This is a genomic window from Dactylosporangium sp. CA-233914, assembly GCF_050942935.1.
GTDB lineage: Bacteria > Actinomycetota > Actinomycetes > Mycobacteriales > Micromonosporaceae > Dactylosporangium.
The window spans coordinates 5,166,065-5,181,260 of the sequence record NZ_CP192030.1; the positions used below are offsets into that span (position 1 = coordinate 5,166,065).

General features: G+C 69.6%; 7 protein-coding genes. 2 read left to right on the plus strand and 5 right to left on the minus strand.

Annotation, left to right across the window (positions count from 1 at the left end; translation table 11 throughout):
- Positions 1 to 16 precede the first annotated feature (16 nt).
- The 3 genes from ACQPY0_RS22900 to ACQPY0_RS22910 form a co-directional block, all read right to left on the minus strand.
- On the minus strand, positions 17 to 5,302 hold the full coding sequence (locus tag ACQPY0_RS22900) for a hypothetical protein (protein ID WP_432992130.1): 5,286 nt from the start codon (positions 5,300 to 5,302) through the stop codon (positions 17 to 19).
- 420 nt (positions 5,303 to 5,722) lie between these two features.
- Entirely contained in the window at positions 5,723 to 6,391 is a 669-nt protein-coding gene (locus ACQPY0_RS22905; RefSeq protein WP_432992133.1) for a LuxR C-terminal-related transcriptional regulator, read from the minus strand.
- A gap of 40 nt (positions 6,392 to 6,431) precedes the next feature.
- On the minus strand, positions 6,432 to 7,277 hold the full coding sequence (locus ACQPY0_RS22910) for a hypothetical protein (RefSeq protein ID WP_432992136.1): 846 nt from the start codon (positions 7,275 to 7,277) through the stop codon (positions 6,432 to 6,434).
- 163 nt (positions 7,278 to 7,440) lie between these two features.
- Here ACQPY0_RS22910 and ACQPY0_RS22915 point away from each other — a divergent pair, with 163 nt between their 5' ends.
- Positions 7,441 to 8,736 (plus strand): hypothetical protein, encoded by a 1,296-nt coding sequence (locus ACQPY0_RS22915; RefSeq protein ID WP_432992139.1) that lies wholly within the window; start codon positions 7,441 to 7,443, stop codon positions 8,734 to 8,736.
- A 19-nt stretch (positions 8,737 to 8,755) separates the two neighbouring features.
- Here the strand turns inward: ACQPY0_RS22915 and ACQPY0_RS22920 are convergent, their stop codons facing one another.
- Positions 8,756 to 9,088 carry a YbaB/EbfC family nucleoid-associated protein gene (locus ACQPY0_RS22920; RefSeq protein ID WP_432992142.1) on the minus strand — a complete coding sequence of 111 codons (333 nt, stop codon included), beginning with the start codon at positions 9,086 to 9,088 and terminating at the stop codon, positions 8,756 to 8,758.
- 19 nt (positions 9,089 to 9,107) lie between these two features.
- Complete coding sequence (locus ACQPY0_RS22925) at positions 9,108 to 9,647, minus strand: hypothetical protein (protein ID WP_432992145.1); 540 nt, start codon at positions 9,645 to 9,647, stop codon at positions 9,108 to 9,110.
- 33 nt (positions 9,648 to 9,680) lie between these two features.
- On the opposite strand from ACQPY0_RS22925, the gene ACQPY0_RS22930 reads away from it, so the two are divergent.
- Complete coding sequence (locus ACQPY0_RS22930; protein WP_432992148.1) at positions 9,681 to 15,149, plus strand: hypothetical protein; 5,469 nt, start codon at positions 9,681 to 9,683, stop codon at positions 15,147 to 15,149.
- Positions 15,150 to 15,196: the final 47 nt, after the last annotated feature.

Genomic DNA, 15,196 nt, shown 5'->3' on the forward strand with positions numbered 1-15,196 from the left:
GCGGGGCGGTTCGGTGTCAGCACGAAAAGATCAGGATGTTGAGCTGCCGCACGGCCTCGGCGTGCGGTTGGGCCCGGTCGCGCAACGGGCGGAGCAGGTTGGTCCAGCGGGCCCGGTTGTCGGCGGGCAGGCACTTCATGACTTCGGCGTCGAATCCGCCCGTGCTGGTCACCGACTCGTTCAGCAGCCGGTGCAGGGACTGCAGGATCGCCGCGTCGGCGCGTTCGACGTCGTCGCGGGCCGCGGCAACCACCAGCCGGCTCAGCGGCTCCAGCCGGGCCGGCTGCCGCAGGGCCTGCTGGAACGTCGTGGTGTACCGGGTGTCGCGCTCCTGCGTCAGGTACGTGTACGCGAGGCCGGCGTCACCCTGGGCGGCCAGGTCGAGGATCGCCTCATGCAGGGCGACGGAGTGGTCGCCGGGGGCGGCGCGGCCGGCGACCTCGGCGAGCCACTGCCGGGCCGCCGGATCGAGCAGCGTGTTCAGTTGCTCGGTGAGCACGCGCTCCGACTGCGACCAGTCGGGGGCGGCCAGCCAGTCGGCCAGCGCCACCGGCGGTTCGGTGTCCACGAGCTGGACCGCACCGGCGGCGTGGTCGAACAGGGCGTCGGTGAACGCCTCGCCGAAGGTCGCGGTCGTGCCGTCCGGGCCGTTGACGGTCCACACGTTGCCGATCCGCAGCACGGGTTGCCAGCCCGCGAGCGGTCCGGCGGACGGCGCGCTCTGATGGACGAGGGCGAGGCCATGGGCGCGGGCGAGGGCGGTGAGCTCGTCGGTCGCGGGGCCCTGCGTGACGACGACGGGCCGCTCGCGCCGCCACCGCATGCGCTCCAGCAGCGCCGCGAGGATGGTGGCGCGGCCGCCGGCGCCGAACACCACGACCGGGGTGCCGCGGGCGGCGGCCAGCTCGTTCACCCGATCCCACCACGGGCGGGGCGCGGCCGGGCTGGCGTCGACGAAGTGCGCCCGGTCCCGGGTCGTCACGCCGGGCGGCAGAACCAGCGGCCAGTTGACGGTCCGCAGCCCGCTCAGCGCGCGGGTCGGCGACGGGTCGCCGGACCACAGCAGGTGCCGGCGCCGGGACGAGCGCCGCTCCAGCCGGACGATGTGTGCCGCCTGCTCGATGAGGTCCGCGAGGAGGGCCGGGTCGGCCAGGGCCTGCGCGGTCACCGTCAGCGTGTGCGGGTCCCGCGGTGCCCGGCCCGGCACGGCGTGCAGCAGGTCGTCGTCGGCCAGCCGCAGCTCTCCCCGGCGGCCGTACGGCAGCCGTCCCTCGGCGACGGTGAGCATGAACGGCACCGCACCGGTGCTGACCTCCAGCGTGGTCGCCGACCGGACGTCGACGCGGACCCGGGGGCCACCGGTGGCGGCCCACACCCGCTCCGCCGCCGCCCACAGCCGCTCCATCCGGTGCTGTGCGGCCCGCGAGTCCCGGATCGCCTCGTACGCCGCCCGCTCCCGCGCGCCGGCGGCCGGCGGCGTGCCGAGCACGACCCGGCGGGCCCGGGCCACGGCGACCTCGGGGCCCAGGTCACGGCGGTACCGGCGCCACATGTACGGCCGGACCAGCGTCCAGCGGCGTTCCGTCTCCGGCTGCTCATCGCGCAGGCCGAGCTCGTCGACGAGGACCGCCACCTCGGCCCGCAGCCGGTCCGCGTCGAGGTCGGCACGGGCCGTGGCCGTCCCGCTCTCGGCCAGGGCGAGGTCGTCGAGGAGGCGGTGCAGGCGGTCGAGGGCCGACCGGTCCTGCGGGGTGAGCCGCAGCCCCCGGGCGGCGGGCAGCGGGGCGCGGCTGAGGATTCGGCCGCCGTCGCGGTGGGCCAGGTCGGCGGTCCGGATCGCGACGCGGACACCCCTCTGGTACAGGCGGCGCCCCAGCCCGCCGCCGAGGCGGTGGGTCCACTGCCGGACCGGCACCGGTACCGGCGTCACCTCGGCCTGCAACGCCGCCGCCTGCGTGGCGAGCGCGTCGATGACCGTCAGCCGTTCCTCGACCGTCCACGGCAGCAACCGGACCTCCTGCCGGGCCGTCCGGTCGCGGGCCGCATGCGTGGACATCGGCTCCAGGTTGCGCATCACGGTCTCGCCGAGGAACGCCAGCAGCGACACCCCGATGCCGCCGCCGAGCAAGGCCCAGCCGGGCGGCCCGGCGAGCAACCCGGCCCCGATGGCGATGCCGAGCCCGGCCGCCTGCCCGGCCCCGGACGGCAGATGCTTGTAGATCTCCCGCCGTAGCGGCACCTGCTTCGGCCGCTTCCGCTCCTTGTACAGCGCCGCCTGGTCGGCCGCGACCGCGGCGCGCTTGGAGATCAGACGCAGCCATGGACGGTTCGCCGGGTCGGCCGACCGGGGCATGACCACCGGCTGGCCGGCGAGCAGCGCCTCCAGCGCGTTGAGCGCGCTGGTCAGCCAATACAGCGCGTCGGCCGCTTTCAGTGCCGCGTCGTCGGCGCGAGCGAGGCGGCTCACCTCGCTGCGGCCGTAGCCGTAGCCGACCGCCCGCAGCGCCGCCGCGATCATCATCGAGTCCGACAGCCACGGGACGCTGTTGAGCAGGTGCGCCAGGACGAGCGACGGGACCTGCAGCCCGGGGTCCTGCACACCGACCCGTAGGACGTTGACCCGGTGGCGGGGCGCGGCGCGCGGGAAGCCCCGGGCGAACAGGTCGTACGTCACCGGCTGGTCCGGTGCGGAATCCCGGGCGGGTTCGCCCCCGCGCCGCAGCGCCCGCCGGGCCGCACTGCCGGCCTTGGCCAGGGCGAACCGGCGGCGGGCGCGCAGCTCCTTGAGGCGGATGCCGACCTCCCGCACGAGCGCGTCCCGCATGGCGCGCAGCCGTTCGGCGGCCTGCTCGGCCGTCGCCTGCTCGCGGGCGGTCAGCGGCCGATCGGCGCCGGTGAGCCGTTCGGCGGCCTCGAACACGTGGTAGAACAGTGCCTCCAGGGAGCCGTTGCGCAATCCGTCGGGGCTGGCGCCGTACAGGTGATCGAACCGGCGCTTCGCGACCCCCTCCCGCCATTCGGCAACCCACTCACCACCCGCCCCCGTCACGAGGCTCTGGGCGACGTTCAGGCCGAGGGCCATGGCGCCGACCTCGGGGCCCTTCGTCACGCTGGCGAGGACCAGGCTGACCAGGGAGCTGACGACCGCCGACTCGCCCCGCTTCTGCAGCGCCGCCTTCGGCAGCCCGATCGACGGCGGCTGAAACGGCCGTGTCGGTTTGGGCGGCCCGGGCCTGGCCAGGACCCGCGCGGCCGGGCCGGCGGCGCTGGACGCGGCGGCGAGCCCGTCGCCGTGCGCCTGGCTGACCGCCTGCGACATCGACGTGGCGATGCTGGTGGCGGTGAGCCCGGGGCTGCGGCCGGCCAGCACCGCGACACCGGCCGTGAGCGCGGCCTGCGCCGTGGCCGCCGTGAGCCGCCGCGTCATGTGCAAGGTCGTCGCGGCGTTGCCCGACAGCGGCTCCTCGACCCGCGCCGCCCGCCGCTCGTGCAGCGCGTCGCCGAGCTGCTTCTTGATCTCCGTCGGCAGGTTCGCGTCGGGCCCGCCGAGCAGGTGGCGGATACGGCTCTCAACGGCACGCAGCGCGACCTCGGCCGAGTCGGCCGCGTACGGCGTCACCGCGGTCCGGACCCGGTGCGCGCCGCGGCGGAACCGGCCCCGCTGGAACGCCAGATGCAGCAGCGTGCGGTGCTCCGCCAGCAGTCGCCAGGCCTGCAGCACCGGCTCGGCGGCCGCCGGCTCGCGACGCCGCACGGCCTCCGCGTGCAGTTCACCGGCGAGGGAGACGGCGATCGCCGCGTCGCTGGCGTCCGAGCGCACCTCCAGGGCGCCGGAGCGCCGGACGACCGCCCGGTCCGGCACGCCCCACCGCTGCGGCGGCACCAGGCGGACCGGCAGGGTGACGACGTCGCCGTCCGGTGCCCCCGGTGTCGTCAGACGCAGCGTGGGTGTGCCGCCGGCCGGGCGCGCCAGCTCGACGGAGTCGATCACGTCCGGGTGCCGCATCGCGAACGACGTCGCGGCCCGGTCGACCGCGTCGAGCACCTGCGTGTCACCGAGGTCCGTCCGGGCCGACCACATGATCCGTTGCAGAACCTCCCGCTCCGGCCCGGCGAGTGTCGCGAACGACAGCCCGCGCAGGACCTTCTCGCCGCGCCGGATCCCGCCGGTCGTGTCCCGCAGGGCGCCGAGGCGTCGAAGTGCCGCGGTCAGCCGCAGTTCGGCCTCCCCGCGGCGGTCGGCCGGAGCCCGCTGCCAGGCCGCGACCGCGAGCTCGGCGAGGTACAGCCGGCCCCGGTCGGCGGGGGTCGCCGCGTGGTGCACGAGGGTGGCCCCGGTCGGCGTGAGCCGGTCGGGTCGCCGACCCCCCAACATGGTTCGGAACCGGCTGAGTCGCCCCCGCGGTTCGGCGAGGGCCTGCGCGCCGAGCCCGATGAGCCGCAGCGCATCCTCGTCGGACCCGGCGTCCCACCCGCCGCGGGTCAGGTCGACCTCGACCGTGCGGACGCGTCCGTTGCGGGTGAACCGGACCGTGTCGCCGCCGGCAACGGCGATCTCCAGGCTCGCGCCGGCGTCCGCGAGTACGCGGCGGGCCGCCTCGACCAGCCGCGCCAGGCCGGGACTGCTGCGCACCGCTGCGGTGGCGGGTCCGGTCGCCGAGCCTCCGTCGTCCGGCGGTGGCTGCTCGCCCAGCCACTGCGGCCGTACCGTATCCGGAAGCAGCTCCGCGAACGCCGCGATCCGGGCGGGAACCGCGGCGTCCGGGACTCCGATGTAGACGGTTGCCGGGCCGTCACTCGTGCTCGGCGGCGCCGTGGCCGCTCCGGCGGGGCGCAGCCAGAGCCAGGTGTCGCCGACCGCGAGCTCCCAGCCGTCGCCGAGGTTGTACGTCTGCGGCCGCGCGCCGGGCGCCAGCCCATAGGGCTTCGGCCGCGCGTCGCCGGCCTTGGCGGGGGGCAGCGCTCGCAGGCGGTTCGCCAGCGGGATGAACGTCGCCCGCCCCGCCTCGTCGACCGCCATCAGCCGCGGCGAGGCCGGGTCCTCGACCGGACCGGCCGGCAGCTCGATCGGCAGGCCGTACTGCTCGGCGTAGCCCTCGGCGTCGGCCTGCGACGGCGGCTGCGCGGGTTCGCCGACGTCGAGCAGGAACTGGATTTCGTCGTCCAGTGCCAGCCGCCCCACGTAACGTCCGAGCAGCCCTGACCCCAGCCCACCGGGCGGCACGACGATCCGCGCGGTCCCCGCGAGCGGCGTCGCCCTGCGCGCGTAAGCCCGCGTCGCGGGGTCCAACTCCCGGCTCATCGGCCCGATGTGAAGATAGACCCCGGACGGTATCGGCTGGGTCCGGCCATCGGCACACAGTTCTCGAGGCGCGCTCACCGGTGCCGTCACCGCGGCCTCCTTGTTCCGTCGTCCGGGGTCCGACGGTAGCCAGTGGCGAACGGGGCGGACGAGCCGTCAGATCCGACGATCCGCGCCGGCTGGACGGCGGGGTACACGGCCGGATCCCCGAATCCGGGAACGCGGCGCCGTCCCCTCTCGGGGACTCCGGAGGCGCTCGCAAACGCGGGCGCACGCCGCTGTTACGGCCCCCTCCGGCGGGAGAGGCTTGCCGTTCACTCGATGTTCACCACGGGTGTCACCGCCCACGGGGACGGCGTCGCATCCTCCGGACGGAGACGCCGGAACCGTCCCACGCTCGCCCGGCCGGTCGCGACCCGGTCAGGACGGCGTGCTCCAGCGCACCGCGGCCTCCGTGCGACTGGTCACGTGGATCTTGGAGAAAACACTGCTCAAGTGGTTCTTCACGGTCTTCTCGGTGAGCCCCAACCGTTGCCCGATGGCCACATTGGACAGTCCCTCGCCGAGCAGCGTCAGGATCTCCCGCTCGCGGGCCGTCAGCCCGGTGCGGCGGGCGAAGTCGGCGCGCCGGCCCTCGAGACGGTCGCGGTCGTCCTGCTCCCGGTCGTCGTGCTCGCGCAGCGCCGCCGCCGCCGCAGTCGCCGCCGCCGGGGAGAGCCAGCCCTGCCCCGCCGCGACCGCTCGGACCGCCCGCACCAGGTCCGGCGGGTCGAACTGCCCGTGCACGAGGTATCCCCGCGCCCCGCCGCGCAGCATGGCGGTGATGACCTGCGTGCTGTCGTCACTGGTCAGGGCGAGAATCGAGGTGTACTGGCTGAGCTCGGCCACGACGTCGAGCCCGTCCGCGACCGGCATGCGGTAGTCCAGCAGCGTCACGCGCGGGCGGGCCGCGCGGGCGAGGTCGAGTGCCTGCACGCCGTTGACCGCCTCGCCGACCACCTCGATGTCGTCCTCGCCGGCGAGGACCGCGCACAACGCCCCGCGGACGATCGGGTTGTCGTCCGTGACCAGGACCGTGACGGCGTTCACAGGTGCTGTCCCATCAGGTGGACCGCCCATCCCGGCCGCTTCATCGCTGGACGAAGGCGATGTCATCGATGAAGAACCGGTACGAAGCCGGCACGGCCTCGTCGACGATCATGAAATCGATCCGCTGGACGGTGCGGCCGCCGTCGGGCAGCAGGCTGGCGACCGGGAACTCGAACTCGGTCCAGACATCCGCCGGCGCGTTGATCAGGGCCGTCCGGCTCCGGTCGGCGGTGGCCGTCGACGACAGCGACACCCGCGCGACGGTGCCGTTGACGCGCCCGCCGTACACCCGCAGCCGCAGCGTGCCGGGCACGGTCGCGGCGGTGCCGGCGCTCAGCCAGACGGACGCGCCGTCCTGCTTCGGCTCGACCCGTATCGCGACGACGTCGGAGCCGGGGACGCGCTCGGCCGGGAACACATTGGCCCCGGCCCCGGCGGCCTGCCAGCCCGGCCCGAGGGTGTTGGTGTACACGGTGCAGGCCGGCGGCGATGCGGCCCCGCCGGAGGTGGCGCAGGGCGCCGCGCCGGCCGCGCCGGACGGCGGCCGCGACACGGTGGCCCCGGCGCTGGCCGACGGCCGTCCTGCGCTGCTGGCCGCCGACGCCGCCGGGCTGCTCGCCGGGCTCGCGGCCGTCGAGGACGGCTCCTGGGACGGCCCGGGCTGCGGCTGGGCATCCTGCTGGGCATCCTTGACCGGGGCGGGGTCACGGTCGGGAATGAGCAGGGGCGGCACCGCCACCGTGATCAGTCCGATCGCGGTCGCCAGGCAGACGTTGCGCCAGCGCCGCAGCCGCGCGGCCGTGCCCGGCGCCGGGTTTGCGCGCCGCCGACCCGGGCCGGGCCGGTCGGTGACCGCGGTGCTGGCGATGCGAGTCGTCGAGTCCATCGCGATGCGAACCCTTTCCCCCAAACCGATGACCATGGTGCGGGCTGACCCGCCCGTACGCAACCTTGCAGAGAGACATACATCTGAGCGAAATACCCGCGTAACAGCGCCCTCGGCCGGGGACGTCCGTGAACCGGAGCGGCCCGCTGTCCGTCATCCGGCTGTGGCTTCCCGAGCAGCGGTACGGTTCGTCGTGGTCGTCGTCGCCGGGTGCGGCACGGCGGTCGCCTTGGGCAGCGTGGCGGCCCCGTCCGCGGCTGCGCCGGGGCCGTCCACATCCGTTGCGCCGTCGGGCACCGGCCGGTACACCGTGGTCGGGCCGGGCGTCAACGGGCAGCCGGAGCACCTGTTCGGCATCGCGGCGGAGACCCTCGGCGACGGCCGCCGATACCGGGAGATCCTCGACCTCAACCGCGACCGCGTCCAGCCCGACGGCCGGCGGATGACCGACGCGGTCGTGGCCCCGGGCTGGATCCTGCTGCTTCCGGCCGACGCGAAGGGTCCGCGTGTCCGGATGGGCACGCCGCCGACGTTCGCCCCGGCGGGGATCAGCGCGGCGCCGTCCAGTACGACCGGCGCAGCCTCCGGCGGCGGGGGAGCGATCGCCCTGAGCGTCGGCGCGGGCGGGGTCGCGGTCGTGCTGCTCGTGGCCGCCGCCGGCGTTCTGCGGGGCGGTCGCCGCCGGGTCTTGGACGGGCCCGTTTCGCCGGTTTCCGCGCCGGCTGTCCCGTCCGCCCGACCTGACTCTTCGCCGGCTGTCCCGTCCGCCCCACCTGACTCTTCGCCGGCTGTCCCGTCCGCCCTACCTGACCGTGAGCCCGAGGCGCTGTTGCCCGCGCCCGTGCCGATCGACGCCGTACCCGTTCCGACCGCCTCGGGGTTTGATTCGGCCGGCTCGGATGCTCCACCGTCGACTTCCGCCGCCGAGTGCGTGATCGACTGTGCCGGGGACCGGGCCCGGGTACGGCTCATCGGGTCCCGAACCGACCAGGGGCACGGCTGGCTCAGGGCCGGCGAGCCGGCACCGCCGGGGCGAGCCGTGATCGTCGCCGGAGAATCCACCGAGTCCTCCGGACCGGCCGGGAGCCAGGAACCGCGCCGGCTGTGGATCGACCTGGCCGCGGCGCCGGACGCGGTGACCGTGATCGGCGACGAGCCGGCGCGGCTGCGGTTCGCCCGGCGGGCCGTCGAGGGCCTGGTCGCCGCCGGGGCCGACGTCACGGTCGTCGGGGCGGGCCTCGACGAGCACCTGTCGGACGGATGCTCACGCGTCGCGGACGTCGGGTCGCTCACGGTTCCCAGTGGGCCGGTCACCCAACCCTCGGTCGTCGTGTGCCTGGTGGGAGCCGGCGAGGACCTGGCGGCGCTGCGGACGTGGATGCAGGACGCCGGGGCCCGGGCGGTGCCCGTGCTGATCGGGGACGTCACGTCGGCCCGGTGGTCAGTGGACTTCGGCTGAGCGAAGGTCGCGCGAGGGCTCAGCGGAACAAGCCGCCGAGCTCGCCCATGTACTCGGTGACCGGGCGCAGCCGCTCCTGCGACGCCTGCCGCAGCGCCGCCGTAACGTCATGGAACGCCTCGCGGACGAGCGCCTCCAGGGTGGCCACGTCGTTCGGGTCGACGATCTCCGGATCGATACGCAGGTCGATGAGCTGGCCCTCCATCCCCATGTGCATGGTCACCAGACCGTTGCCGGCGGAGCCGGTGACGGTCGTTTCACGCAGCGCCTGCTCCACGTCGGCGAGCTGCTGCTGGAACGCCTCGGCGCGGGCGAGAAACTCGTCGAGGCCGCGGCCGTTGTCGGTTTGCATTACGTACGCTCCTCAGTGGTTACGGCGCGACCGTGGGCGTGATCTCGGTGACCGGCCCCTCGGTGAAGTTGCGGTTGTAGTTCTGCGCCTCGCCGGGATCCGCGCCGCCCCCGCCGGAAACGAGCTGCGCCGTCATCGTGAAGACCTCTTCGGTCATCGTCTTGAACATGGAGTACAGCTGCCGCTCTGTCGTGTCGTAGACGATCGCACCGCCCAGGATCGCGGTGGCGAACCGGTTGAGGACGCCCTGCTGGGGTTCGTCCCCCTCCTTGCCGGACTCGGACCCGGGCTTCCCGCCGGACGAGTGGTGCGCCTCGGTCGCCGACTCCTCGGGTTCACCGAAGTAGTCGGCCGTGACGGCGCGGAGGACCTCCACGAAGCTCTCGGCCTCTTGCTGGGACTTGCCGGCCCAGCCGATCTTCAGCTCCTGCCACCGCTTGCCGATCGCCTCGTACTCGACGCCGATGGCTCGGCCGAGCTGGGCCACGTCGCGGCCGATCTCGTACAGCTTGCCCTGGTCGACGGAGAACGAGCCGCCCGTGTTGTAGTCGACGCCCACTGCTGAGCCTTTCCCGTTGCCCTTTCCCACCCTGTGCGGGCCATGCTCCCGGCCGGAGGCGGACATCGGCAAAGTCCCGGTATTGGTGCCTTGCCGCTGCTCGCCGCGGCAAGTGACGGTGGCAAAATGGCTGAGTATCAACCGGTCGGCGGGGTGGCACGCTATGCCGACGGCACGCTTGTAACGTTCGACGCCGAGGGCAACGCGATCTGCAAGGTGACTCCGGGTCGCTGGACGTATTCGCACCCGGACAGCGTCGGCCGGTGGACCGCGGGCACAACCCCGGACGGCGTGGACTTTCGCATTGCCTACCGTCCTGACGGTTCGTCGATCACGACCTACGAGGACCGGACGATCGTCGAGGCGAACCACGCGGGTGAGCTGATTCGCCAGACACTGCCCGACCAAACGGTGTACGACAAGTTCGACCCGACGACCGGAAAGCCGGTGCACGGCACGACGGGCGACGGTGTCGATTTCAATATCGTGTCCAACGCGCATGGTTCGACGACGTTTTATGAGGACGGCACGGTCGTGTCGGCCGGTCTTGACGGCGAGACCGAGTGGATGCGGACGCCGGATCGTACGTTGTATGACAAGTTTGATCCGGTCACGCACAAGCCGGTGCACGGTACTTCCGGTGATGACGTTGATTTCGGTATCGGCTACGACGTGCATGGTTCGACGACCAGGTATGAGGACGGGACGGTTGTCGGGGCCGGTCTTGATGGTGAGACGGAGTGGATGCGGACCCCCGACCGCACGTTGTTCGACAAGTTCGATCCGGTAACGCATAAGCCGGTGCACGGCACGACCGGTGATGACGTCGATTTTGACATCTTCCAGAATGCGCATGGTTCGACGACCAGGTATGAGGATGGCACGGTTGTCGGGGCCGGTCTTGATGGTGAGACGGAGTGGATGCGGACCCCCGACCGCACGTTGTTCGACAAGTTCGATCCGGTAACGCATAAGCCGGTGCATGGCACGACGGGTGATGACGTCGATTTTGACATCTTCCAGAATGCGCATGGTTCGACGACGCGGTATGAGGATGGGACGGTTGTCGGGGCTGGGGTTGATGGTGAGACGGAGTGGATGCGGACTCCGGATCGGACGTTGTTCGACAAGTTTGATCCGGTTACGCATAAGCCGGTGCATGGTACGACGGGTGATGATGTTGATTTCAGTATCGGTTACGACGGGCACGGTTCGACGACCAGGTATGAGGATGGGACGGTCGTCTCGGCTGGGGTTGATGGTGAGACGGAGTGGATGCGGACCCCCGACCGCACGTTGTTCGACAAGTTTGATCCGGTTACGCATAAGCCGGTGCATGGCACGACGGGTGATGACGTCGATTTTGACATCTTCCAGAATGCGCATGGTTCGACGACGCGGTATGAGGATGGGACGGTTGTCGGGGCTGGGGTTGATGGTGAGACGGAGTGGATGCGGACTCCGGATCGGACGTTGTTCGACAAGTTTGATCCGGTTACGCATAAGCCGGTGCATGGTACGACGGGTGATGACGTCGATTTCAGTATTGTGTCCAATGCGCATGGTTCGACGACGCGGTATGAGGATGGGACGGTTGTCGGGGCTGGGGTTGATGGTGAGACGGAGTGGATGCGGACTCCGGATCGGACGTTGTTCGACAAGTTTGATCCGGTTACGCATAAGCCGGTGCATGGTACGACGGGTGATGATGTTGATTTCAGTATCGGTTACGACGGGCACGGTTCGACGACCAGGTATGAGGATGGGACGGTCGTCTCGGCTGGGGTTGATGGTGAGACGGAGTGGATGCGGACCCCCGACCGCACGTTGTTCGACAAGTTCGATCCGGTAACGCATAAGCCGGTCCACGGCACTACCGGTGATGACGTCGATTTTGACATCTTCCAGAATGCGCATGGTTCGACGACGCGGTATGAGGACGGGACGGTTGTCGGGGCCGGTCATAATGGTGAGACCGAGTGGATGCGGACCCCCGACCGCACGTTGTTCGACAAGTTCGATCCGGTAACGCATAAGCCGGTGCACGGCACGACCGGTGATGACGTCGATTTTGACATCTTCCAGAATGCGCATGGTTCGACGACGCGTTATGAGGATGGGACGGTTGTCGGGGCTGGGGTTGATGGTGAGACGGAGTGGATGCGGACGCCGGATCGGACGTTGTTCGACAAGTTTGATCCGGTTACGCATAAGCCGGTGCATGGTACGACGGGTGATGACGTCGATTTCAGTATTGTGTCCAATGCGCATGGTTCGACAACGTTTTATGAGGACGGGACGGTCGTCTCGGCTGGGGTTGATGGTGAGACCGAGTGGATGCGGACGCCGGATCGGACGTTGTTCGACAAGTTTGATCCGGTAACGCATAAGCCGGTGCATGGCACGACGGGTGATGACGTCGATTTTGACATCTTCCAGAATGCGCATGGTTCGACGACGCGGTATGAGGATGGGACGGTTGTCGGGGCTGGGGTTGATGGTGAGACGGAGTGGATGCGGACGCCGGATCGGACGTTGTTCGACAAGTTTGATCCGGTTACGCATAAGCCGGTGCATGGTACGACGGGTGATGATGTTGATTTCAGTATTGGCTACGACGTTCACGGTTCGACGACCAGGTATGAGGACGGGACGGTTGTCGGGGCCGGTCATAATGGTGAGACGGAGTGGATGCGGACCCCCGACCGCACGTTGTTCGACAAGTTCGATCCGGTAACGCATAAGCCGGTGCACGGCACGACCGGTGACGACGTCGATTTCAGTATCGGTTACGACGGGCACGGTTCGACGACCAGGTATGAGGACGGGACGGTTGTCGGGGCTGGGGTTGATGGTGAGACGGAGTGGATGCGGACTCCGGATCGGACGTTGTTCGACAAGTTTGATCCGGTTACGCATAAGCCGGTGCACGGCACGACGGGTGATGACGTCGATTTTGACATCTTCCAGAATGCGCATGGTTCGACGACGCGGTATGAGGATGGGACGGTTGTCGGGGCTGGTCTTGATGGTGAGACGGAGTGGATGCGGACCCCCGACCGCACGTTGTTCGACAAGTTCGATCCCGTCACGCATAAGCCGGTGCACGGCACTACCGGTGATGACGTCGATTTTGACATCTTCCAGAATGCGCATCGTTCGACGACGCGGTATGAGGACGGGACGGTTGTCGGGGCTGGTCTTGATGGTGAGACGGAGTGGATGCGGACCCCCGACCGCACGTTGTTCGACAAGTTCGATCCGGTAACGCATAAGCCGGTGCACGGCACGACCGGTGACGACGTCGATTTCAGTATCGGTTACGACGGGCACGGTTCGACGACCAGGTATGAGGACGGGACGGTCGTCGGGGCCGGGGTTGATGGTGAGACGGAGTGGATGCGGACGCCGGACCGCACGTTGTATGACAAGTTTGATCCGGTTACGCATAAGCCGGTGCATGGCACGACGGGTGATGACGTCGATTTTGACATCTTCCAGAATGCGCATGGTTCGACGACGCGTTATGAGGACGGGACGGTTGTCGGGGCCGGGGTTGATGGTGAGACGGAGTGGATGCGGACGCCGGATCGCACGTTGTATGACAAGTTTGATCCGGTTACGCATAAGCCGGTGCATGGTACGACGGGTGATGACGTTGATTTCAGTATCGGCTACGACGGGCACGGTTCGACGACCAGGTATGAGGACGGGACGGTCGTCTCCGCCGGGGTTGATGGTGAGACCGAGTGGATGCGGACCCCCGACCGCACGTTGTTCGACAAGTTCGATCCGGTCACGCATAAGCCGGTGCATGGTACGACCGGTGATGACGTTGATTTCAGTATCGGCTACGACGCGCATGGTTCGACGACGCGGTATGAGGACGGGACGGTCGTCTCGGCTGGGGTTGATGGTGAGACGGAGTGGATGCGGACGCCGGATCGGACGTTGTATGACAAGTTTGACTTGGTCACGCACAAGCCGGTGCACGGCACGACGAAAGACGATCTCGATTTTGACATCGTCTACAACGCGCATGGGTCGACGACGTTCTATGAGGATGATACCGTCGTCAAGGCTGGCGCCGACGGTAAGCCTGCCTGGATGCGCACCGCCGACCATACCGTCTACGACGCGTTCGACTCCGTCACGAACAAGCCGATCAGCGGTATCACCCCGGACAAGGTCGAGTTTCACACGACCTACCGGGCCGACGGCAGCTCCGTCACCACGTACCAGGATGACACCATCGTCGAGGCCGACCGCTTCGGCGAGCCGGTGTGGATGCGCACGCGGGACTTGACGGTCTACGACCATTTTGACAAGTTGCGGCGGCCCACCAGCGGTGTCACGCGCGACAAGGTCGAGTTTGACACCGTGTACGGCGCTGACGGCAGTTCGGTCACGACGTATGTGGACAAGACGATCGTCAAGGCCGACAAGGCCGGGCATCCGACCTGGATGAAAACGTCGGACGGGACCGAGTATGACGCGTTCGACCCGGTCACCCATCTGCCGATCAGCGGCAAGACCCGGCTGAACGTCAGATTCGACACTGTCTACGAGCCCGACGGTAGTTCTACCACGACCTACGCGGACAAGACGATCGTCAAAGCCGACAAGGCCGGCCACCCGACGTGGATGAGGACGCCGGACGGGACCGAGTATGGCGGGTTCGACCCGCTCACCGATCTGCCGACCAGCGGCAAGACCCGCCACGGCCTGAGATTCGACACCGTCTACGAGCCCGACGGCAGTTCGACCACGACCTACGAGGACAAGACTATCGTCAAGGCGGACCCCAACGGGAAGCCTACGTTGATGGTCACTCCCGACAAGACGGTGTTCGACGCGTTCGACTCGCAGCGGCGGCCGATCCGGGGGAGGACCAAGGACCACAAGGCGGTCACCATCCTCCACCGGCGGGACGGGTCGTCGCGGATGACGATCGAGAAGACCGCGGTGATCGAGTACAGCAAGGGCAGGAAGCTGCTCAGCATCACCACCGCCGACGGATACACGTGGAGTCGCTTCGGCGCCAAGAACCGGCCGACGCAGCTGAGACTGCCCGAGCGGCTGGGCGGCGACACCATCACGCTCACCTATCTCGGCAATGGCGACGTGAAGTACACCTACGGCGACGGCCGGTGGACGATCTTCGATGAGCACAACCATCCGACCAAGATGGGCAAGGGCGACGAGATTCTGGTCGACTTCGCGGTCGACCTGCCGCTGCTGGCCGAGGGGACGCGGTACGTCCAAGGACGCCGCAACCAGATCGCGTCGCTGATGCAGCAGCTCGACACCAAGCTCGTGTCGGCCCTGTGGGTGTGGGACGGGCCGGCCGCGGACGCCTACGCCACGCAACTGGCCGAGATCCGCCGCGCCGGCGGTCAGCTGCTGGAGGTGCTCGACGAGGCGATCCACCGGATGCAGCAGACGTACGACAGCTATGTGCGGGTGGAGGTCCGCAATGGGCTCAATCTGACCCCGGTGTGAACCGGAACGTCCCACTCCTCGTTACACCGGCGCCAACCTGAACGAGG